Source organism: Pseudomonas sp. VA159-2, from assembly GCF_024126635.1.
GTDB lineage: Bacteria > Pseudomonadota > Gammaproteobacteria > Pseudomonadales > Pseudomonadaceae > Aquipseudomonas > Aquipseudomonas muyukensis.
The window spans coordinates 12,557-32,522 of record NZ_JAMYBV010000014.1; the positions used below are offsets into that span (position 1 = coordinate 12,557).

The following is a 19,966-nucleotide window of genomic DNA, read 5'->3' on the forward strand; positions in this document are numbered from 1 at the left end:
GCCTAATTCACCTTGTTGATGTGTTCGCTGACAACTTTGTCGATTTCCATCGCTTTCTTCACCACCTGCGCGCGCGTGGGCTTGGGGTGCTGCTTGCGAAATGCCGTCCACATCGGCGAAACCACCTTGCGGTGGATGTGGCGTGGCAAGCCCTGCAGGTTGGAAAGCGACGTACGCATCGACTCGGGGAACAGCTTGCCGGCGCCGATGTACATCTGGGGGATGCGGTGATGGACCTCCAACTTCAGTTTGCCGATGAATTTTTTCATTCGCGGGAAGGCATTGAAGTAGATATTGCGGTAGCACGCCAACCCCAGCGGGTCGATCCAGGTCAGGGCATTGGCGGCATAACGGTAAAGGTTCAGCCCACCCCGCAGTCCGATGGGATCGGGCTGGGTGAAGCGGCCGATATCAGGGTCGTAGTACCTGAAGGTGTTGTAGTGCAGCCCGGTTTCGCGGTCCAGGTACTGGCCCTGCAAGCGAAGGTTCTGCCTGACACGGGTGTGGGGGGCATGCCATTCCTCTTCTTGTGCGCCCCAGGCTTGGCAGGTGGCGTGCCACAGGCTGTCGCCGGCCTCATCGGTCATTTGCTCCGGTAGCCCTGCCAGGTTGAGGTGGAAGTAGCGCACCTGCTCGTGGCCGGCAGCGCCATCCAGCCTGGCCAGCGGCTCGTGGCTCTCGCTGTCGGCATAGAGATACAGACAGGGCTGGCCGTCCTGACACTCCTGCAGCAGGCGCAGCCCCTGCCAGAGGAATGTGCTCTGGCTCACCGGCGTCGGGTGGTCGTTGCGGTACAGCGCCTTGTGCGTGCGACGCCCTAGCGGATCGTAGGTGAACTCGATGCGTTCATGCACGCTCCCGCGCTGCTGATGAATGCGTACGACACGGTGTTCGGCATCGTATTCGAAACGTTGCAGCAAATGACGGCCGCTGCGTTTTTCGCTCAAACGGCCATGGCGGTCGTAACGATAGTGCTTGTCCTGGTAGACCTTGAGCCGGTCGTGGAGCACATGGCCCTTGAGCCGGTAGCCGTCCAGCAGGTTATCGGCACCATCATAGGCGTAGGTCTGCACCTGCTGGGTGGGTCGATCGCGCTGGTGTCGGCGTACGCCATGCACGCGCTCGGTAGGTCCCAGGTCATAGCCGACGCTGGTGCGCAGGCTGAAACCGCCCAGTGCTCCGAGCATTGGCTGGCCTGGCATGGTTTGGCCTGTGACCTGCGAGCTCTGGGTAAACAGCTCGGCGATCAGATTGTCGGCGGCGTCGTATTGGTAGTCCTTCTGCAGCAGCGCCATGGCCTGGGAGGGGCGCTCAGGGGCATGCAGGCTCCGTTGCAGCAGGCGGCCGCAACTGTCATAGCGGCTACGGGTCAGCAACCGGCCCTGGGTGCGCAATACCTCACGGTGCAGTTCGTCGCGTTCGAAGTCACAGATCACCCGGCCATCCAGGTTGAGCTGATGCAGATGACCGCTGCCGTAGTAGAGGTGATTGATGCGGCGCTGATCGGGGAGGAGCAGGCTCTGCAGGTTGCCTAGTTCATCGTGCAGGTAGTGCAGTTGACCGTCGCCACAGGTTTCCGTGCAGAGCTGCCCGAGTGCGTCATAAGCGAAATGCAGTTGCTCGGTGGTGCCGTGCAGATCGGCAAAGACGATTTGCACAAGGTTGTCGGCGCTGTCCCAGGCATAGTCTGTTACGCCATCGGCGGTCGTTTTGCGTATGCAGCGGCCACTGGCGTCGTACTCGAAGCTTTGCTGCAATATTGCGGCGTCAAGCTCCGGCGGGCTGCCGGGCATGGCTGGCTCCGCTTCCTGGGTTGGATACTGCAAGATGCGGGTCGGCTCACCCGTGGCGGCATAGCTGAAACTGTAGCCACTGCCATCGAGGTTGCGTTGGCTACTGACGCGGTCGAGCGCATCCCAGGCGAAGTGGTAGTGTTCACCGTTCTGGTTGCGCACTTGCAAAATACGGCCGAAGGCGTCGTAGCTGAAGCCGATCGCCAGGCCAATGGCGTCTATGCGTTCGGTCACTCGGCCGCTGGCATCGTAGCGCCATTGCGTGACCTGGCCTGCTGGGTCGCGATGACGCACAAGTTGCCCGGCTGCATCGAAGTCATAATGCTCCTGGCGGCCATCGGGGTGCTGCCACAGCCGCAAGTGGCCCCGTGCATCGTGCTCGAAGCGGTTGCGTTCGCCGCGCGCGTTGCTGGTATCGCTCAGGTGTCCGCGCGCATCGTATCTATAGGTGGTGAGCTGGCCGGAGCAATCACGCTCGGCCGTTAGCTGCCCGCGATCGTTCCAGCTCAGCTGCCGTTGCCGGCCCTGGGCGTCGGTGATCTGCACCAAGCGTCCATGGCTGTCGTGCTGGTATTGGGTTTCGCGGCCCAGTGGGTCACGCACGCTAAGTGGGTTGCCGTGACGATCGTAGCTGATGCGCAGGGTATGGCCTGCGCTATCGGTCAGGCTTACCGGCAGCGCCCAGTGTTCGGTATAGGTGCAGCTCTGGACTCGGCCCAGTGGGTCGCGTATGGCAATCAGCCGACCGAGATTGTCATAGCTATAGTGGTGTTCCCGGCCAAGGGGATCGATCCTGCGCAGAACTTGGCCAGCCACCATGTCCCATTGCCAGATGTTGCCCAAGGCATCGATGTGACGATAGACCTCGGCCAGTGGCCCCCAAAAGTAATGCTCCTCGCGGCCAAGGCTATCGCGAACCTGGGTGTGGCCTAGCTCGAGGTCGTAGCTCAGCTCATAGTGTTCGCCGTCGCTGCCCCAGTGCCGTACAACCCGCCACTGATGACGTGGCTGGGCCTCCAGCACCACAGGCAGCGCGTACGGCGTACCGTCTAGGCGCTTCGGGCTTGGACCTTGTCGCGGGACCTCGAAGCGGGCCCAGGCATAATGGCGTACTGCGCCGCTGGCCAGGGTGTGGCTGGCCATCAAACCTTCGTCTGTGTAGCTGAATCGGCGAACCTGCCGGCCTGTGGAGTCCACCACCACCGCCAGTTGGCCATGCGCGGTGTACTGGTAGCTGGCCAGGGTTTCGCGCTGTTGCACGACAAAGTCCGCACCGCTTGCCAGCAGCAGGCGCTGGACTTCGCCGACGCGTTCAGGATGCGCGGCGTCGTAGTGCAGCTCGATGCACGTGCGCCCGTGGGTGTCGGCCAGGTACTGCAGGCGACCGCGCTCGTCATACAGCAGATCGAGCATGTTCAGATTGCGATCGCCTACCTTGACCAAGCGCGAGCGTCGAGGCACCCGTGGGTCGGTCTGGAACACTTGGTACTGGCCGCTGTTGATGTCTTCGACGATCGTCAGGCCTGCTTCCAGCTGAAAGAACGCGCGCCCATCGAGCACGCTGACGAAGGCGCTGCCTGTGGCGAGGCGGCCCAGTTCCATGCGCACGCCTTGCTCGTCGATGTGAACCCACAGTTCACCGCCTTCGGGGTGATCGATACGCTCGATGTACGCTTCGTATGGCACGCTCCAGCCTTTGCCGAACAAGCCGTGCTCGCGCAGGTCGTCGCTGTCGTAGCTGCGTTGCCACTCGATCGACAGCAAACCCGGCAAGCTGAAATCGAGATCCTCGGGGCCTGCCTGGGTCTTGCTGCCGCTGGAGGGCATCACCGGGTTGCCTACGCTGCACCCGCCTTTCATCTTGCGTGACAGCAGCATGCCGGCCACTATGCCGACGATTTTCGCCAGTGCGCTCTTGCCATCACGAATATCGCGTACGGTCATGGTTTTGCCGCCGATGCGTACATCCGGCGAGAAGGTCATGCCCACAGGGCCGTCGCAGGTGCTTTTATCGCCGACCCTGGAGGCGGGCTGGCCATTGATGAAGACCTTGTCCGAGCCTTGCGCGAGAAACTGCTCTGGCATTGGCGGGTGCTTTTTACACGTGACCTTGTCCAGCGGACGGGGCTCGGTGTTGGCATCGGCCGGCGTGCTGATGGGGGGGTTGAAGATATCGTTGATGGCCGAGGCGAGTCCCAGCACCGGCATGAGCAGCATGCCGGCCGTCATGGCGTAGCCGCCGACGGTCTCGAGGAACGACGGCTGCGGTGCTGGTTCGGCATCACCGGCCGGCCCGGTGCTGATGCCTGCGGCGCGCGCGGCCAGCTTGCCGTTGATGCGCGTGTTGCCCGAGCCGGTCTCGATCCGGCCATGTGGTTCTGGTGGGAACATCGCCCCGCCCAGCCAGTCGCTGAACTGGCTGACGCGATCACCCAGGCTCTTTTCCTCCCCGCCGGGCAGCATGGCTGCAGCGCCGACCAGCGCGCCGGCGATCAAGGGCGTCAGCGCCGCGGCGGCGCCGCCAGTTCCGACTACGGCCACCACGGCACCGCCAATCGCGGCGGCCACGGCCGCCGTGGCAGCCGCGTAGATGACCGCCTCGCTGACTGCGCTGACCAAATCGGCCATCAACGGCGGGTGCAGGATCAGATCGCCCTGGCGGGCGGCGTGCAGGCTGTCATCCATGAGCCATCTCTGAAAGGGGGTCAGTTCAGTCGCAAACCAGCCTTGATTGCTTCCCAATGGGCTAGGTCAGCGGGCTCCAGCGGTGTTTGCTTGCTGTAGCTCACCGCGACGAAACGGGCTTGGCCGGCAGGCGCGTAAGCCAACTGGCGCTGGTAGGAAACCACATCTCCACGCTTGAACTGCAGGCTGGTTTCCAGGCCGTGGATGTCGCGGGCCACACCGGCGCTGACCGGCTGTGGCTCGCTGATGACCGCTGCAAGGCGTTCGCGCAGTTGCGCCAGTTGCTGCTGGTACAGGCTTTCCAGGGTCTGCCCCTCTGGCAGCGGGCTGCGGGCGATTACCAGGCTGGTGCCGCGTTCGCGGAAAGCGAGCATGTTCATGCTGGTGTCTTCGGGCGTTTCATCGCCCAGGTCCAGGACCAAGTCCTGGGTCAGGTAGGCGGCCATAGCGCTGCTCCATGCGTTGAGGCGGCACACGCTAAAGCTTCGGCGCCTTGCCTGCAAGGGCGTGGCCGGCGCCGAGTGACGCAAGTCACCGAATCGGCATGGCTTGCAGGCCCGGCGCGCGGATACACTGCCAGGCATGAACCTCGATACCCGCATCAAGTTCCGCCACCTGTTGTGCTTCCTGGAGATTGCCCGGCAGGGCAGCCTGGCCAGGGCCGCCGATGTGCTCGCGATCAGCCAGCCGGCGATTTCCAAGACGCTCAAGGAACTCGAGGGGTTGCTCGAGACCCGGCTGTTCGAGCGCGGCCGCCAGGGCGTGTCGTTGACCGCGGCCGGTACGCGCTTCTTGCGTTATGCCGGGCCCAGCGTGCACGCCCTGCGCGAGGGCGTTGGCAGCGTGCGCGGCGAGGCCTTGCAGCCGTCGCAGGTGCGGATCGGCGTGTTGTCCACGGTCGAGGGCCTCTTGATGCCCGAGGTGCTGTGCCGCCTGCATCAGCGCCATGAAGCCTTGGTGATCAGCGTGGTTACCGGGGTCAGCGCGCAGTTGCTGGGGCAGTTGCATGTGGGCGAGCTGGAGCTGGTGGTCGGGCGCATGACCGACAGCCCGCGCATCCAGGGGTTGTCGTTCGAGCACCTGTACAGCGAATCGATGGCCCTGGTGGTGCGCCCCGGGCATCCGTTGCTGGCGCGCCAGCCGGTCGAGCGGGGGCTGGTAGGGCAGTACGCACAGGTGTTGCCGCCGCCGGGAACGACCATTCGCCAGCATGCCGACAGCCTGTTCGTGCAAGGCGGGATCGGCGTGGCGGCGCAACGCCTGGAAACGCTGTCGCTGGCGCTGAGCCGGCGTTATGTGCTGGGCAGCGACGCGGTGTGGGTGGCGCCGCGCGATGCGGTGCTGATCGACCTGGGGCGCGGCGAGCTGGCCGAACTTGACCTCGGGGTGCGTGAGCCGGGGGGCTCGGTGGGCATCTGTCGCAACGCGGCGGTGCCCCAGGGCCTGGCGGCGCAGTGGGTGTGCGAGGTATTGCGCGAGGTGGCGCAGGAGTATCGGCTGGGTGGATACCCTTGAAGCTGCGCAGGTGCCTTGGTGTTGAAAATCTCCCGGCAAACCCTGGCGAAGCCATCAATACTGGCCATTGGCTGCAAGCGCGATCATGAACAACCTTTAACCTAGGAACTTCCAGCCCACAACCCGCTCTTATGCCGGTAGCCATTGGTCGCGGCCGCCTGCTAAGCTCGCGGCTTTACCCTGATTGCCCTCATGGCGCATGAACAAGGAAATAGCATGAAACAGCATCGTTTGGCGGCTGCGGTTGCCCTGGTAGGCCTGGTCCTGGCGGGCTGCGACGCCCAGACCAGCAGCGTCGAGCTGAAGACTCCGGCACAGAAAGCCTCCTACGGTATCGGCCTGAACATGGGCAAGAGCCTGGCCCAGGAAGGCATGGACGACCTGGATTCCAAAGCCGTCGCCCAAGGCATCGAAGACGCTGTTGGCAAGAAAGAGCAGCGCATCAAGGACGAGGAACTGGTCGAGGCCTTCACCGCCCTGCAGAAGCGCGCCGAAGAACGCCTGGCCAAGGCCAGCGAAGAAGCCTCCGCGGCCGGCAAGAAATTCCTCGAGGAAAACGCCAAGAAGCCTGGCGTGGTCACCACCGCCTCGGGCCTGCAGTACGAAGTGGTCAAGAAGGCCGACGGCCCGCAGCCCAAGCCGACCGATGTGGTCACCGTCCACTACGAAGGCAAGCTCACCGACGGCAAGGTGTTCGACAGCTCCGTCGAGCGCGGCAGCCCGATCGACCTGCCAGTCAGCGGCGTGATCCCAGGTTGGGTCGAAGGCCTGCAACTGATGCATGTCGGCGAAAAATACAAGCTGTACATCCCCGCCGAGCTGGCCTACGGCGCCCAGAGCCCGAGCCCGCTGATCCCGGCCAACTCGGTGCTGGTGTTCGACCTGGAGCTGCTGGGCATCAAGGACCCGGCCAAGGCCGACGCCGAAGCCGCCCCGGCCAAGTAAGCGCCAGCCTGTTGCTGCAACGACGCCCCGTTTTGACGGGGCGTCGTCGTTTTCGGCGGCTTGACGCGAACCGCCGGCGTCATTCACTGTCGCAAGCAATGCCACGGCGTAACCTTGGGGGCTGTCGCAAAACGTTTGCGCCGTTGCAACGGTTGTGTAAAAAACGCCCGATCCGTCCCCGGCCCTTGCCTGGCGGGCACGACGCGGCGCCAATGCCGCCCTGTTCACAAGGTTATCCACAATAAATGTGGATAACCTGCCTGCTCCTCTGGAGGTCTCATGAGCGCACCCTGGAATTTCACCCGCTTCCTGCCCTTGGCCGAGCGCCTGCTCAGCCGCGGGCGGTTGCCGGCCCTGTTGTTCGCCGTGGCCCGCAAGGGCCCCAAGCTCGGCCAGCTGCGTGAGGACCTGGGCCTGATGCAGGCGCTGTGCCTGGCCTGGTGGCGCGGCGAGTACCGCGCTGTCAGCCCCAAGGCACTGGTGACCATCGTCGCCGGCTTGCTGTACTTCGTCAGCCCGCTGGACGCCATCCCCGACTGGTTGCTGGGGGTCGGCCTGCTCGACGACATCGCCGTGCTGGGTTGGGTGCTCAAGACCGTGGCCGACGAGCTGGCCCGCTTCAAGGCCTGGCGCGCCAGCCAGGCGCCTGAGCGGTTGCGGGTGGTCGAGCGTCTGCCCAATAGCCCCGACGCTTTGCGCCTGGAGCGCCCCGGCAACTGATTCACGGCATGCCCCCGAGGTTGGTAATATAATTGGCATAAGGGTTATGCCTATGGATTACATGCCGTAGTCCAACGTCAAGGGGGTTGTATGGGTATTCAGGTCATCAACCGGGACGGTCAGCCCGAGTACGCAGTGGTTCCCTGGGAGCAGTACCAGGCGTTGCTGGCCGCCGCTGGCCAGGCACCTGGCGCAGCGCCCGCCACCGACAATGTCGCCGCCGAACCTGCAGACGCCAGCTTGTCCGCCCTGGACCAGCTGGCGTCGTTGCGTGAGGCCAAGGGCCTGGCGCCGGAGCAACTGGCGCGCAGCGTCGGGATCAGCCCGGCCTACCTGGCGATGATCGAGGCCGGCGAGCGCCGCCCCGACGCGGCGATCCTGCGCAGCCTGGCCTGGCACCTGGGGCTGGCGGGCTGGAGCGAGCCGTCATGAGCCAGGTCAGGATCAGCCGTCAGCAATGGCAGAGCCTGCTGACCGAGCTCGACCTGGCCCGCCGGCAACGCCATCTGCTCACCTACCGGGCGCTGCTGGAGCGCCTGCAACTGCCCAGCCCGGCCATGCAGACCCTCACCGCGGCGCTGGAGTACCTGGCGCTGCTCGATGCCCGCGCCGAGCAACCGCTGCGCAGTTCGCTGGTGATCAGCCAAGGGGCCAGCCGCCTGCCACGTACCGGCTTTTTCGAGTGTGTCGAGCGCCTGGGGCGTTTTTCCGGGCCGGTGGATGGCATGGAGGCGGCGTCGTGGCATGCCTCGGAGGTGGTGCGGGTGTTCGAGTACCGTTATCCGGAAGAGGCCTGAGCGACGCTGCCATCCACCGCGTCGCCTGGTTCGCCAGCAAGGCTGGCGCCTACGGGCCAGAGGCAGGTGCAATGGCTGGTTTTCAGGCTTCGATCAGGCTCAGGCTCGAGCCGCTGCTTTCCTTGGCCTGGCGCTTGGCCTGGGAGGCCAGCTCGGCCAGTTGCCCGGCATCCAGCTGGCCGCCGCTGCGCGGTGTCAGCCAGACCACGCCGATCGACAATGACAGCAGGGCGAACGTCTCGCGCTGCCCCTGGCGGTTGTGGGCGATGAAGCAGCCGGCCTCCAGGTGCTCGGCGCGGTAGAAGCGCCGGCATTGGCGCGTGAACGCCTCCACCAGCACCTGCAAGCGTTCGCGCCAGTCCGCCGAGCCCAATACCAGCATGAAATCGTCCCCGCCGATATGGCCGACGAAGTCCCGCTGCGGGTCGACGCGGTCGTTCAGGCATTGCGCCAGGCTCAGCAGCACTTCGTCGCCGCGGGCGTAGCCATAGATATCGTTGAAGGGCTTGAAGCTGTCGATGTCCACATAGCACACCGCCGCCTCGCGCCGTTGCTGCAGCAGGCGCGCCAGGCATTGCTGGATCGGCACGTTGCCCGGCAGCAAGGTCAACGGGTTGGCATGCCGGGCCTGCTGGATCTTCTGTTCGGTGATCAGCTTGAGCACATCGATCACCCGCCCCAGGCCCAGGTAGCGACCGCTCTGGGTGATGATGAAGTCTTCCTCGATCCGCTGGCGGGCGCGGCTGGTGAGCAGGCGGCTGACCTGTTGCAGCGACTGCCCGCGTTCCACGGCAAGAAAGTCCTGGCTCATCAGCCGGCTGATCGGCTTGCGCGCGAACAGGTCGGTGCCGAACGGCTGTAGCAGCGCATCGGCCAGGGAGTGCCGGTGGACGATGCCGCACGGCTTGCCCCGCTCATCCAGCACCGCCAGGGAGTTGAGGTTGGCTTGCCGGCGAAAGGCTCCGAGCACCTGCTGGGTGGGCGTCTGCAGCGGCACCGCCGGCTGCTGGATGAGCAGGGCGTCGAGGTCGCCGTTGTCCTCGCCCAGGGCCACGCTGCCGGCGCTTGCCTGCGGCAGCAGGGATAGCGCGTCGCTGGGCGGGAACTCCTGCGGGCGGCCGAGCAGGTAGCCCTGCACCAGGTCCACGCCCATCTCGCCGAGCACCGCCAGCTCCTCGTCCAGCTCGATCCCTTCGGCGATCACCTGGGCCCGGGAGGCGCGGGCGATTTGCAGGATCGAGCCGACGAACTCACGCTTGAGCGGGTCTTGATGGATGCCGTCGATGAAGTGGCGGTCGATCTTCACGTAGTCGGGGCGCAGTTCCGACCACAGGCGCAGGCTCGAATAGCCGGCCCCCAGGTCGTCCAGGGCAATGGAAAAGCCCATGTCGCGGTAGTGGTGCAGGGCATTGAACAGCAGTTGGAAGTCTTCGGTGGGAGTCTGCTCGGTCAGCTCGATGACCACCCGGCTGGGCGGCAGGCCAACGGCCTCGAGCATTTTCAGGGTTCGCCCGGACGGATAGTGGGGTTCGAGCAGCGACTCGGGCGAGACGTTGAGGAACAGCTTGCCGCCCAGGTTCAGTTCGCTGAAGCGCCGGCAAGCGGTTTCCCGGCACAACACCTCGAGCTCGCTCAGGCGCCCGGCCTGGCGGGCGATGGCGAACAGGTTGAGCGGCGAGTGCAGGGGGCTGTTGGACGGGCCGCGGCTCAAGGCTTCATAGCCGAGCACGCGGCGTTCGGATAGGCAGACGATTGGTTGGAACAAGCTGTGCACGCTACGTTGAGCCAGGATGGCGCTCAATGCGCTGAGCTGTTCGTTGACGGTCATGGACTGCTTCCTGAATGAAAAAAGGCCGGACGCTTGCACGTCCGGCCCTTCTATTTCACGACAGCCTGATGACTGTTTGATGACAGGTCACATTATTTTGCCATCACTCAGTGCTTGGCCACCGAGGTGCTCAGGCTGAGATAGTCGAGCAGGATGCGACCGGTCTCCGACAGGTAGGCGTCGTCTTCCGGCTTGGTGTCGTCCGGCTCGGCCGGCAGCGCGTCCTCGTCTTCCTTCTTCATTTCCTTGAGCGGCTCCTCGCCCTTGGCCTTGCGGCGGATGTTCTCCAGGGCCAGTTGCTTGGCCTCGATCTGGTCGTGGCGAGCACGACGCTCCTGCTCGTTGAGGCTGACGGTCTTCTCGTTCATCAGCTTCTGGGTCAGGGCCAGGCGGTCGCGGATGTAGACGAACTCGGCATCCTTGTCGCTGCGCGCGTCATGCTGGGCCTTGAGCTGGGCCAGGAACGGCTTGAACGGGTCGGAAGCCGGCTTGACCACCGGGCGAATGGTGTCCCATGGCATGGCCTCGGGCAGCGCGCTCTCGCCGATTTCCTTGGTATCGATGATCGATGGATAGGCAATGTCCGGCAGCACGCCCTGGTGCTGGGTGCTCTGCCCGGAAACCCGGTAGAACTTGGCCAGGGTCAGTTTCAGCTCGCCATGGTTGAGCGGCTGGATGGTCTGCACGGTGCCCTTGCCGAAGGTCTGGCCACCGATGATCAGCGCACGGTGGTAGTCCTGCATGGCGCCGGCGAAAATCTCCGAGGCCGAGGCCGAGAGGCGGTTGACCAGCAGTGCCAGCGGGCCCTTGTAGAAGGCCCCGGGGTTCTCGTCCTCGAGCACGTCGACGCGGCCGTCGGCGTTGCGCACCAGCACGGTCGGGCCCTTCTCGATGAACAGGCTGGTCAGTTCGGTGGCTTCCTGCAGCGAGCCACCGCCGTTGTTGCGCAGGTCGATGACCACGCCGTCGACTTTTTCCTTCTGCAGCTCGGTCAGCAGCTTCTTCACATCGCGGGTGGTGCTCTTGTAGTCCGGGTCGCCTGCGCGGTAGGCCTTGAAGTCGAGGTAGAAAGCCGGGATCTCGATGATGCCCAGCTTGTAGTCGCGGCCGTCCTGCTTGAGCTTGAGCACCGATTTTTTCGCCGCCTGCTCCTCGAGCTTCACCGCTTCGCGGGTGATCGAGACGATCTTGCTGGTCTGGTCGTTCGGCGCGTTGCTTGCCGGGATCACTTCAAGGCGCACCACCGAGCCTTTCGGGCCGCGGATCAGCTTGACCACTTCGTCCAGGCGCCAGCCGACCACGTCGACCATTTCCTTGTTGCCCTGGGCCACGCCGATGATCTTGTCGGCGGGGGCGACCTGCTTGGTCTTGGCCGCCGGGCCAGCCGGCACCAGGCGCACGATCTTGACCTGGTCGTTGTCGCTTTGCAGCACCGCGCCGATGCCTTCGAGCGACAGGCTCATGTTGATGTCGAAGTTTTCCGCGTTGTCCGGCGACAGATAATTGGTGTGCGGGTCGTAGGACTGGGCGAAGGTGTTGATGTAGGCCTGGAAGATGTCCTCGGCACGGGTCTGGTTCAGGCGCGACAGCTGGTTCTTGTAGCGCTTGGTCAGGGTGTCCTGGATCTGCTTGAGGTCCTTGCCGGAGATCTTCTGGCGCAGCACCTCATCCTTGACGCGTTTGCGCCACAGGTCGTCGAGCTCGGCCTGGTTCTTCATCCACGGCGCATCCTTGCGCTCGACCAGCAGGTCTTCCTTCACCGTGAAGTCGATTTTGTCGACGCCCTTGTTCAGCTCGCCGAGGGCGTAGTCCAGGCGCTGCTTCACGCGGTCCAGGTAGCGCTTGTAGATGGTGAAGCCGGGGTCGAGGTTGCCGCTTTTGAGGAAGTCGTCGAACTGGGTCTTCCACTTGTCGAACTCGGCGATGTCGGCAGCGGTGAAATAACTGCGCGACGGGTCGAGCAGCTTGATGTAGCTGTCGTAGATGATGACCGAACGGGCGTCGTCCAGTGGCGGCTTGCTGTAGTGGTGACGCTTGAGCAGCTCGACGATATTGAGGCTGGCCACCACTTCGTCGCGGTCTGGCTGCAGGCTGTCCCACTTGTTGGCGGCGGCCGCATTGCCACCGAGCGTGAGGCTACCGAGCCCGATCATCAGGGCCAGGGCGGTGCTGGGGAGGAAATGCTTCATGCTGATTCGACGTGGAGGCAATTGATCACGCATAGTAGGCCGTCTTTTCCGTTCGCCGGCTCCAAGGGAGCCGGACGCATACTGCAAAAAGCCTGGGACGTGCACGCCCAGGCTCAGTCATATGATTCAACTATGGAGGCACTGTGAAGGCATTGCAAGGCGTTGACGGACATGTGGCCTGGGTCGAGGCCGAACGCCCGGCCTGTGATGCCGGGCAGCTACGTATCCGCGTGGCCGCCGCGGGGCTGAACCGCGCCGACCTGCTGCAAATGAAGGGGTTGTACCCACCACCGCCAGGTGCCAGCCCCTACATGGGCCTGGAATGCGCCGGCGTGGTCGAGGAAGTGGGCGCCGGCGCCGACTGGCGCGTTGGGGACCGGGTGTGCGCGCTGCTGGCCAGCGGCGCCATGGCCGAGGAGGTGGTGGTGGACGCCCGTCATGTGCTGCCGGTGCCCGAAGGCCTGAGCCTGCACGAGGCGGCGGCGCTGCCCGAGGTATATGCCACGGCCTGGTTGAACATCTTCCAGCTCGGTGGCCTGCAGCCCGGTGAGAAGGTGCTGGTGCATGCTGGCGCCAGTGGCGTGGGCTCGGCGGCCATCCAGCTATGCAAGGCCTTTGGCAGCCCGGTGTGGGTCAGCGTCGGTTCGCCGGAGCGCCTGGCCTACTGCCAAGGCTTGGGCGCGGCGGGTGGCGTGGTGCGCAACGCCAACCTCGACGAGCTGGAACAGCTTGGGCCATTCGATGTGATCCTCGACCCGGTGGGCGCCGGTTACGGGCCGTTGAACCTCAAGGCGCTGGCCCGCGATGGGCGCTGGGTGATCATTGGCTTGATGAGCGGTCGCAAGTTCGAGTTGGACCTGGCGCTGGTGCTGGGCAAGCGCCTGCAAATCACCGGGTCGACCCTGCGCAACCGTGACGATGGCTTCAAGGCCGAGTTGCTGCGCGAGCTGCGACAGCAGGTGTGGCCGTTGTTCAGCGAAGGGCGTTTGTCGCCGCAGTTGGTTGACACTTACCCCGTCGAATTCGCCCAGGCAGCGTATGCCGAGCTCGAGAGCAACCAGGTGTCGGGCAAGCTGGTCATGGTGATCGATCCGAGCTTGAGTTAGATCCGTTCGCCGGCAAGGCACGCTCCCTGTAGGAGCCGGCCTTGCCGGCGAACAGCGGTTTCACGACCAGCTCAGGATCGGCCAGCCATTGATCTGGGCATGCTCGCGCAATACCGGATCCGGATTCACCACACGCGGATGATCCACCTTCAGCAACAATGGCAGGTCGTTGCGCGAATCGGAATAGAAGCTCGCCCCCTCGAGATTCTCCTGCTCCTGGTCCAGCCATTCCAGCAAGCGGGTGATCTTGCCCTCGCGGTAGGTCAGCACGCCGTGGGTCTTGCCGGTGTACACGCCGTTCACCGCCTCCAGCTCGATGGCCAGGTATTCCTCCACCCCTAGCCGCGCCGCGATCGGCCCGACCAGATGGACGCCGCTCGCCGAGATGATCAGGATGCGGTCGCCGCGCTGGCGGTGCTCGGCGATGCAGCGGCAGGCGTCGGCAAAGATGATCGGCTCGATCACCTCTTCCACCCAGGGCTCGATCAGGTGCTCCACTTCCTCCAGCGTGCGCCCGGCAACCGGCTCGAGGCTGAAGGCCATGTAGTCCTCCATCTGCAGGTGGCCCTTGCCGTAGGCTTGCATCATTTCCTGGTCGCGCTTGAGAAACGCCTTGCCGTCGACCCAGCCCAGTCGGGCCATCTGTTCACTCCACAGCGACGCGCAGTCGCCGTGGATGAGGGTTTCGTCCAGATCGAAAATTGCCAATGCCATGGGTTGAATCTCCTTAGGCCACTTCCCGTAGCGCCGTGGGGTCGATCGACAAGGATACCCGTTTACCGTCCGCGTGCAGATCGCTGGCGCAGCGATTGAGCACATCCACCACCAGCTCGACGTCGCGCACCCAGACACGGTAGCGGATGACATTGCCGAGCAGGCTGTGGCTGCGGATCTCGCCGTCCAGCTCGCCGTTCAGGCCCAGGCTGATGGCCTCCGGACGGATCGCCAGGCGCCCGGCTACCGGGCGTTGCAGCAGGCGGCTGGCGCTGTCGGCGTCGAGCAGGTTGTAGTTGCCGATGAAACCGGCGGCGAACAGGTCCACGGGCGCGGTGTAGAGGGTTTCGGCGTCGCCGCTCTGGACGATGCGCCCCTGGTTCATCAGGACGATGCGGTCGGACAGGGTCAGCGCCTCTTCCTGATCATGGGTGACGAAGAGGGTGGTCAGCCCCAGTTCGCGCTGAATCGCGCGGATCTGCTCGCGCAGGTGCTTGCGAATGCGTGCATCCAGCGCCGACAGCGGCTCGTCGAGCAACAGCAGGCGCGGGCGGGTGACCAGCGAACGGGCCAGGGCCACGCGCTGGCACTGGCCACCGGACAGCTGGTGCGGGTAGCGCCCGGCGAAGCTGCCCAGCTCTACCAGGTCCAGGGCCTCGCGCACGCGCACCTGGCTTTCCTCGGCCTTGACCTTCTGCATGCGCAGGCCAAAGGCGACGTTCTGCGCCACGGTCATGTTGGGGAACAAGGCGTAGCTCTGGAACACCATGCCGATGCCGCGCTTTTGCGGGCTCACGGGTACCAGGTCCTGGCCATCGAGCAGGATTTTCCCGCTGTCCACCGGGGTCAGCCCGGCGATGCAGCGCAGCAGGGTGGACTTGCCACAGCCCGAGGGGCCGAGCAGGGTGACGAACTCGCCGCGCTCGATCTGGCAGTCGATGTGCTCGAACACCGGGCTGCCGGCGTAGCTTTTTTGCAGTTGCTGCACGCTGACGAAGCTCATGTCAGGTCTTGTCCTTGTTCAAGCGGTTGGCAACCCAGGTGAGTGCCAGCACGAAGGCAAAGTAGGAGATCACCAGGGCGCTGTTGAAATGGCCGCTGCTGTTGCGCATGTTGTTCAGGTACACCTGCAGGGTCTCGTAGCGGGTGCCCACCAGCAGGTTGGCGAACACGAACTCGCCGAACAGGAACGAGAACGACAGCAGCAGCGCCACCATCAGGCCCTTGCGCAGGTTCGGCAGCACCACCAGCAACGCTGCCTGCAGGGGGCTGGCGCCGAGCAGTTGGGCTGCGTCCATCAGGTCGCGCAGGTTGATGGCCTGCAGGTTGTTGGTGATGGCCCGGTACATGAACGGCAGGGCGATGGTGAAGTAGCAGCCGATCAGGATCCACGGCGTGCCGACCATGGCCAGCGGGCCACTGCCGTACAGTTGCAGCAAGCCCACCGCCGATACCACCGGCGGTACCGCGAACGGCAGCAGGATCAGCACGTTCATCAGCGCGTCGAGTTTCGGGAAGTGGTAGTGCACCACGAACAACAGCGGCAGGATCAGCAGCACCGACAGCAGCAGGGCGCCGACGCACACCAGCAGCGACTGGCCAAAGGCGGCGAGAAAGCGCGGCTCGCTCCACAGCGCCACATACCATTTGAAGGTCAGGCCGCTGGGCAGCAGGGTTGCCGACCAACTGGTGGCCAGCGAGTAGAGCAGGGTGCCGGCCAGCGGCAGCAGCAGGATCACAAACAGCAGGTACACCACCAATCGATGGTAGAACCCGGCCGAGGCGTTTTCAGCGCGCATGGTAGCTCCTCTTGAGCAGCCATTGATGGGCTACGGTGACCACCGTCATCAGCCCCACCAGAACCATGGCCAGGGCGCTGGCAAGGTTCGGGTCGAGGCTGATGTCACCGGCCACCAGGCCGGCGATGCGGATCGGCAGCACGTTGAAGTTGCCGGTGGTCAAGGCGTAGACGGTGGCGTAGGCGCCCAGGGCGTTGGCCAGCAGGATGACGAAGGTGCCGAGCAGTGCCGGGGTAAGCACCGGCAGGCCGATGTGTCGCCAGAACTGCCAGGGGCTGGCCCCGAGCAGCGCGGCGGATTCGCGCCAGTCGGCGCGCAGGGCGTCGAAGGCCGGGTACAGCAGCAACACGCCGAGCGGTATCTGGAAGTAGGTGTAGACCAGGATCAGCCCAGTCTTGGAATAGATGCTGAAATCGCCGAGCAGGCCCATCTGCTTGAGCAGCAGGGTCAGCGCGCCGTTGAAACCGAGCAGGATGATGAAGGCGAACGCCAGCGGCACCCCGGAGAAGTTGCTGGTCATGTTGGCGAAGGCGCTGACGAAATCGCGCAGCTTCGAATCGACCTGGCGCAGCGAATAGGCGCCGAGGGTGGCGATGACGATGCCGAACAGGCTCGACCAGAAGCTGATCTCCAGGCTGCGTTGCAGCGCTTGCAGGTAGAACTTCGAGGCGAACACCTTGCTGAAGTTGGCCAGGCCCCAACCGCTGTCGCTCTGCAGGCTGTTGATGGCGACCCAGGCCAGCGGGGCGATCTGGAAGACGACGAAGAACACCGCGAACGGCAGCAGGCAGAGCAGGGCCAGGTAGCGGCCTCGTTGGGTGGCATTCACTTGAGCAGCTCCCGGCAGACCGGCTTGTCGTGGGGCGCGCCGAGCAGCTCGCAGAGGGTCCCGCACAGTTCGGTCTGCAAGGGTTTGGCCGCAGGGTCGAGGCTGAACGCTTGACCAAAGACGAACAGCGGCACCTCGCGCTCTTCGGCCAGCAGGCCGTTGTGCGAGCGGTCGTTGTTCATGCCGTGGTCGGCGGTGACCAGCACCTGGTAGCCCTCTTCGAGCCAGCGTGGCAGGTAGTCGGCCAGCAGGATGTCGGTACTGCGCGCGGCATTGCGGTACTGGCTGCTGTCCAGGCCGTGGCGGTGGCCGGCGTCGTCGATGTTCATCGGGTGCACCAGCAGGAAGTTCGGCGCGTGGCGCCGGCGCAGGTATTCGGCGTCGGCCAGCAGGTGCGAGTCGGGATAGTGGTCGGCGTAGTAGAACAGGCCGTGCTGGATCGGCAGCTTCGGCGCGTGGGTATGGCGATCGCGCAGTGGGTCGAACGGCGAGCGGTTGTACAGCTCGCTGATCCAGTGATAGGCCGCGGCGGCGGTGCCCAGCCCGGCTTCGCGGGCGTAGTGGAACACGCTGCGCTGGTTGGACAGGCGACTGACCTGGTTGTGCACGATGCCGCTGTCGATGGGCGGCACGCCGGTGAGAATGCATTCGTACAGCGGCCGGGACAGCGACGGCAGCTCGCACTCCAGGCGGTACAGCGCGGCGCGGTCGGCCTCGACGTAGGCGTGCAGGTGGCCCATGGCGTGGTGCGCGACCTGGTGGTTGAGGCCGTCGAGCAGGACCAGGATGACGTTGTGGTTCATTTATGACTCCGAAAAAGCGGGGGAGGGCCTTGCCCTCCTTTCGCAACGCAAGGCCGCTCCCACAGAGGTCGTGCAAACCTCTGGGGCGACGTGGGCCCTGTGGGCGCGGCCTTGCGTCGCGATGGGCTGCGCAGCAGCCAGCCTTATTCCATCTCGATGATCACCTGCTCCTGCCACTTCTGCGGCAGGGCCTTGGAGGTCGCTTCCCAGGCCGCGGCATCCTTGATCGGCTGGGCGGCCTTGTACTGCTCGTTGGGCAGCAGCTTGGCCTGCACGTCGGCCGGCAGCTTCAGGTGCTCGGCGCGGATCGGCCGGGCGTGGCCGATGGCCAGGTTGGTTTGCCCGGCGTCGCTGAAGATGTACTCGCGAGCCAGCTTGGCGGCGTTGGGGTGCTTGGCGTACTTGTTGATGATGGTGGTGTAGCCGGAGGTAACCGAACCGTCCGAGGGGATCAGCACTTCAAAGCGCTTCGGGTCGATCTGGTCGCGGTAGCTCAGGCCATTGAAGTCCCACACCACGCCGACTTCCACCTCGCCCTTCTCCAGGGTCTGGATGGTTGGGTTGGCCAGCGACAGGCGCTTCTGCTGGGCCAGCTTGGTGAACAGCTGCAGGCCCGGCTCGATGTTGCGTTCGTCACCTTTGTAGGCGATGGCAGCGGCGAGCACGCCGTTGGCGGCCTGGGCGGCGGTGCCGACGTCACCGATGGCCACCTTGTACTTGCCCTTTTCCAGGTCGTGCCAGGTGCTCGGGCGTTCGCCTTCCTTGACCAGGTCCTTGTTGATGATGAAGGCGATGGTGCCGGTGTAGGCCAGGGCCCAGTGGCCGTCCTGGTCCTTGGCCCACGCCGGCACCTGGTCCCAGGTGCTCGGCTTGTACGGCTGGGTCACCCCCTTGCTGGCGGCAATCGGGCCGAAGGCGGCGCCGACATCGCCGATATCGGCGCTGGCGTTATCCTTTTCGGCGTCGAACTTGGCGATTTCCTGGGCCGAGCTCATGTCGGTGTCGCTGTGCTTGAGGCCGTATTTTTGCGCCAGGTCTTCCCAGGTGCCTTTCCAGTTGGCCCAGGCATCGGGCATGCCCACGCTGTTGACCGTGCCTTCCTTGCGGGCGGCGTCTTCGAGGGCCTTGAGGTCCTGGGCCATGGCCGAGGTGCAAAAAGCGATGGCTGAACCGAGCAGTGACGCCATGAACAACTTTTTCATCCGAAGCTCCTTGGGTGGGGTGCCGTGCAATCGTTGTTATGAAGGAATCCTGTGCTTGCGACCCGTGGTCTAGGTCAGCAAACCTCGAGCCAAGGTAGGCCTGTTGCGTGACAGTTTGATGTAAGGGGCGGCGCACAAGGGCAGGCCGCAGGCCCTGGAAAGACAGCGTAGACCAGATCGAAAGCCTTGATTTCCGAGGGCTGGCCCGGATCTGGCAAGTGTTGCCTGGCGCCTTTGTCACAGGATGTTCATCAGCCGTGCCTAGGCTTGCACGACGTTCCACGTGCCCTGTTTCGGGGCTGGACTAGTCCAGATAGGTAACCTTCGATGCAAGCGACGCCACCGCGTGCGGTAACAGCCATCTGTCATGCCTTGCAGGAGCAGATCGAACATGGCCTGCTGGCGCCGGGCGGCAAGCTGCCGGCCGAACGACGGCTCAGCGAGGTGTTCGATACCACGCGCATCACCCTGCGCGAGGCGCTGGTGCAACTGGAGGCCATGGGGCTGATCTACCGCGAGGAACGGCGCGGCTGGTTCGTCGCCCCGCAGCGGCTGACCTACGACCTGATCGAGCGCAGCCACTTCCATGCCATGGTCCGCGACCAGGGGCGGCAGCCCAGCACCGAGCTGTTGTCGGCGCGCCTGCAACCGGCGCCCGCGGCGATCTGTGCGCGCCTGTGCCTGCCAGCGCTGTCCAGCGTGGTGCGCATCTGCCGGCTGCGGCGCATCGACGGGCGGGCAGTGCTGTATGCCGAGCACTACCTCAACCCGCGCTATTTCCCCGGGATTCTCGCCCTGGACCTGGCCCAGTCGCTGACCGAGGTCTATGCGCGGGAGTACGCCATTCATTATGGGCAGGTGTGCTTCGAGATCCTGCCCACGGCGTTACCGGTGGAGGCGGCGGCGGCGTTGAGGGTGTCGGCGGGCAGCCCTGGGCTACATATCACCCGGGTCAACAGCGACCAGCATGGGCACCTGATCGACTGCGACCTGGAGTATTGGCGGCACGATGCGATCCGCATTCGTGCCGAGGCGGGATAG

Annotated in this window: 17 protein-coding genes; 7 read left to right on the forward strand and 10 right to left on the reverse strand. The window is 64.7% G+C overall.

Translation table 11 applies throughout. From position 1 onward, the window contains the following. Positions 1–2 precede the first annotated feature (2 nt). Together NJG22_RS15150 and NJG22_RS15155 are read right to left on the reverse strand one after the other, a co-directional pair. On the reverse strand, positions 3–4,478 hold the full coding sequence (locus NJG22_RS15150; RefSeq protein WP_253095615.1) for an RHS repeat-associated core domain-containing protein: 4,476 nt from the start codon (positions 4,476–4,478) through the stop codon (positions 3–5). A 20-nt stretch (positions 4,479–4,498) separates the two neighbouring features. Beyond that, on the reverse strand, positions 4,499–4,924 hold the full coding sequence (locus NJG22_RS15155) for a DcrB-related protein (protein WP_253095616.1): 426 nt from the start codon (positions 4,922–4,924) through the stop codon (positions 4,499–4,501). 136 nt (positions 4,925–5,060) lie between these two features. Here NJG22_RS15155 and pcaQ point away from each other — a divergent pair, with 136 nt between their 5' ends. The 5 genes from pcaQ (at position 5,061) to NJG22_RS15180 (ending at position 8,455) form a co-directional block, all read left to right on the forward strand. Next, on the forward strand, positions 5,061–5,993 hold the full coding sequence (gene pcaQ / locus NJG22_RS15160) for a pca operon transcription factor PcaQ (RefSeq protein WP_253095617.1): 933 nt from the start codon (positions 5,061–5,063) through the stop codon (positions 5,991–5,993). 216 nt (positions 5,994–6,209) lie between these two features. Then, on the forward strand, positions 6,210–6,938 hold the full coding sequence (locus tag NJG22_RS15165) for an FKBP-type peptidyl-prolyl cis-trans isomerase (protein WP_134689328.1): 729 nt from the start codon (positions 6,210–6,212) through the stop codon (positions 6,936–6,938). Between the two features lie 279 nt (positions 6,939–7,217). After that, on the forward strand, positions 7,218–7,658 hold the full coding sequence (locus tag NJG22_RS15170) for a DUF1232 domain-containing protein (RefSeq protein ID WP_253095618.1): 441 nt from the start codon (positions 7,218–7,220) through the stop codon (positions 7,656–7,658). Positions 7,659–7,748: 90 nt separating this feature from the next. Next, on the forward strand, positions 7,749–8,090 hold the full coding sequence (locus tag NJG22_RS15175; protein ID WP_253095619.1) for a helix-turn-helix transcriptional regulator: 342 nt from the start codon (positions 7,749–7,751) through the stop codon (positions 8,088–8,090). Continuing rightward, positions 8,087–8,455 carry a hypothetical protein gene (locus NJG22_RS15180; RefSeq protein ID WP_134689322.1) on the forward strand — a complete coding sequence of 123 codons (369 nt, stop codon included), beginning with the start codon at positions 8,087–8,089 and terminating at the stop codon, positions 8,453–8,455. Before NJG22_RS15175 ends, NJG22_RS15180 begins: the two co-directional genes overlap by 4 nt. 82 nt (positions 8,456–8,537) lie before the next feature. Here NJG22_RS15180 and NJG22_RS15185 read toward each other — a convergent pair whose 3' ends face one another. Together NJG22_RS15185 and NJG22_RS15190 are read right to left on the reverse strand one after the other, a co-directional pair. After that, positions 8,538–10,283 (reverse strand): bifunctional diguanylate cyclase/phosphodiesterase, encoded by a 1,746-nt coding sequence (locus NJG22_RS15185; protein ID WP_253095620.1) that lies wholly within the window; start codon positions 10,281–10,283, stop codon positions 8,538–8,540. 107 nt (positions 10,284–10,390) lie between these two features. Further along, positions 10,391–12,472, reverse strand: coding sequence for a carboxy terminal-processing peptidase (locus NJG22_RS15190; RefSeq protein WP_253095621.1), 2,082 nt, complete (start codon positions 12,470–12,472; stop codon positions 10,391–10,393). 143 nt (positions 12,473–12,615) lie between these two features. Here NJG22_RS15190 and NJG22_RS15195 point away from each other — a divergent pair, with 143 nt between their 5' ends. Then, complete coding sequence (locus NJG22_RS15195) at positions 12,616–13,578, forward strand: NAD(P)H-quinone oxidoreductase (protein ID WP_253095623.1); 963 nt, start codon at positions 12,616–12,618, stop codon at positions 13,576–13,578. A gap of 60 nt (positions 13,579–13,638) precedes the next feature. Here NJG22_RS15195 and NJG22_RS15200 read toward each other — a convergent pair whose 3' ends face one another. The 6 genes from NJG22_RS15200 to NJG22_RS15225 form a co-directional block, all read right to left on the reverse strand. Beyond that, entirely contained in the window at positions 13,639–14,292 is a 654-nt protein-coding gene (locus NJG22_RS15200; RefSeq protein WP_253095624.1) for an HAD family hydrolase, read from the reverse strand. 13 nt (positions 14,293–14,305) lie between these two features. Continuing rightward, on the reverse strand, positions 14,306–15,295 hold the full coding sequence (locus tag NJG22_RS15205; protein ID WP_253095626.1) for an ABC transporter ATP-binding protein: 990 nt from the start codon (positions 15,293–15,295) through the stop codon (positions 14,306–14,308). A 1-nt stretch (position 15,296) separates the two neighbouring features. Continuing rightward, positions 15,297–16,091, reverse strand: a complete 795-nt coding sequence (locus tag NJG22_RS15210) for an ABC transporter permease (RefSeq protein WP_253095628.1) — start codon at positions 16,089–16,091, stop codon at positions 15,297–15,299. After that, on the reverse strand, positions 16,081–16,920 hold the full coding sequence (locus NJG22_RS15215) for an ABC transporter permease subunit (RefSeq protein WP_253095630.1): 840 nt from the start codon (positions 16,918–16,920) through the stop codon (positions 16,081–16,083). Before NJG22_RS15215 ends, NJG22_RS15210 begins: the two co-directional genes overlap by 11 nt. Next, positions 16,917–17,723: an alkaline phosphatase family protein gene (locus NJG22_RS15220; protein ID WP_253095632.1), complete on the reverse strand. Its 807-nt coding sequence runs from the start codon at positions 17,721–17,723 to the stop codon at positions 16,917–16,919. Before NJG22_RS15220 ends, NJG22_RS15215 begins: the two co-directional genes overlap by 4 nt. A gap of 143 nt (positions 17,724–17,866) precedes the next feature. Next, positions 17,867–18,925 (reverse strand): ABC transporter substrate-binding protein, encoded by a 1,059-nt coding sequence (locus NJG22_RS15225; protein WP_253095634.1) that lies wholly within the window; start codon positions 18,923–18,925, stop codon positions 17,867–17,869. 327 nt (positions 18,926–19,252) lie between these two features. Here NJG22_RS15225 and NJG22_RS15230 point away from each other — a divergent pair, with 327 nt between their 5' ends. Beyond that, positions 19,253–19,966, forward strand: a complete 714-nt coding sequence (locus NJG22_RS15230) for a UTRA domain-containing protein (protein WP_253095635.1) — start codon at positions 19,253–19,255, stop codon at positions 19,964–19,966.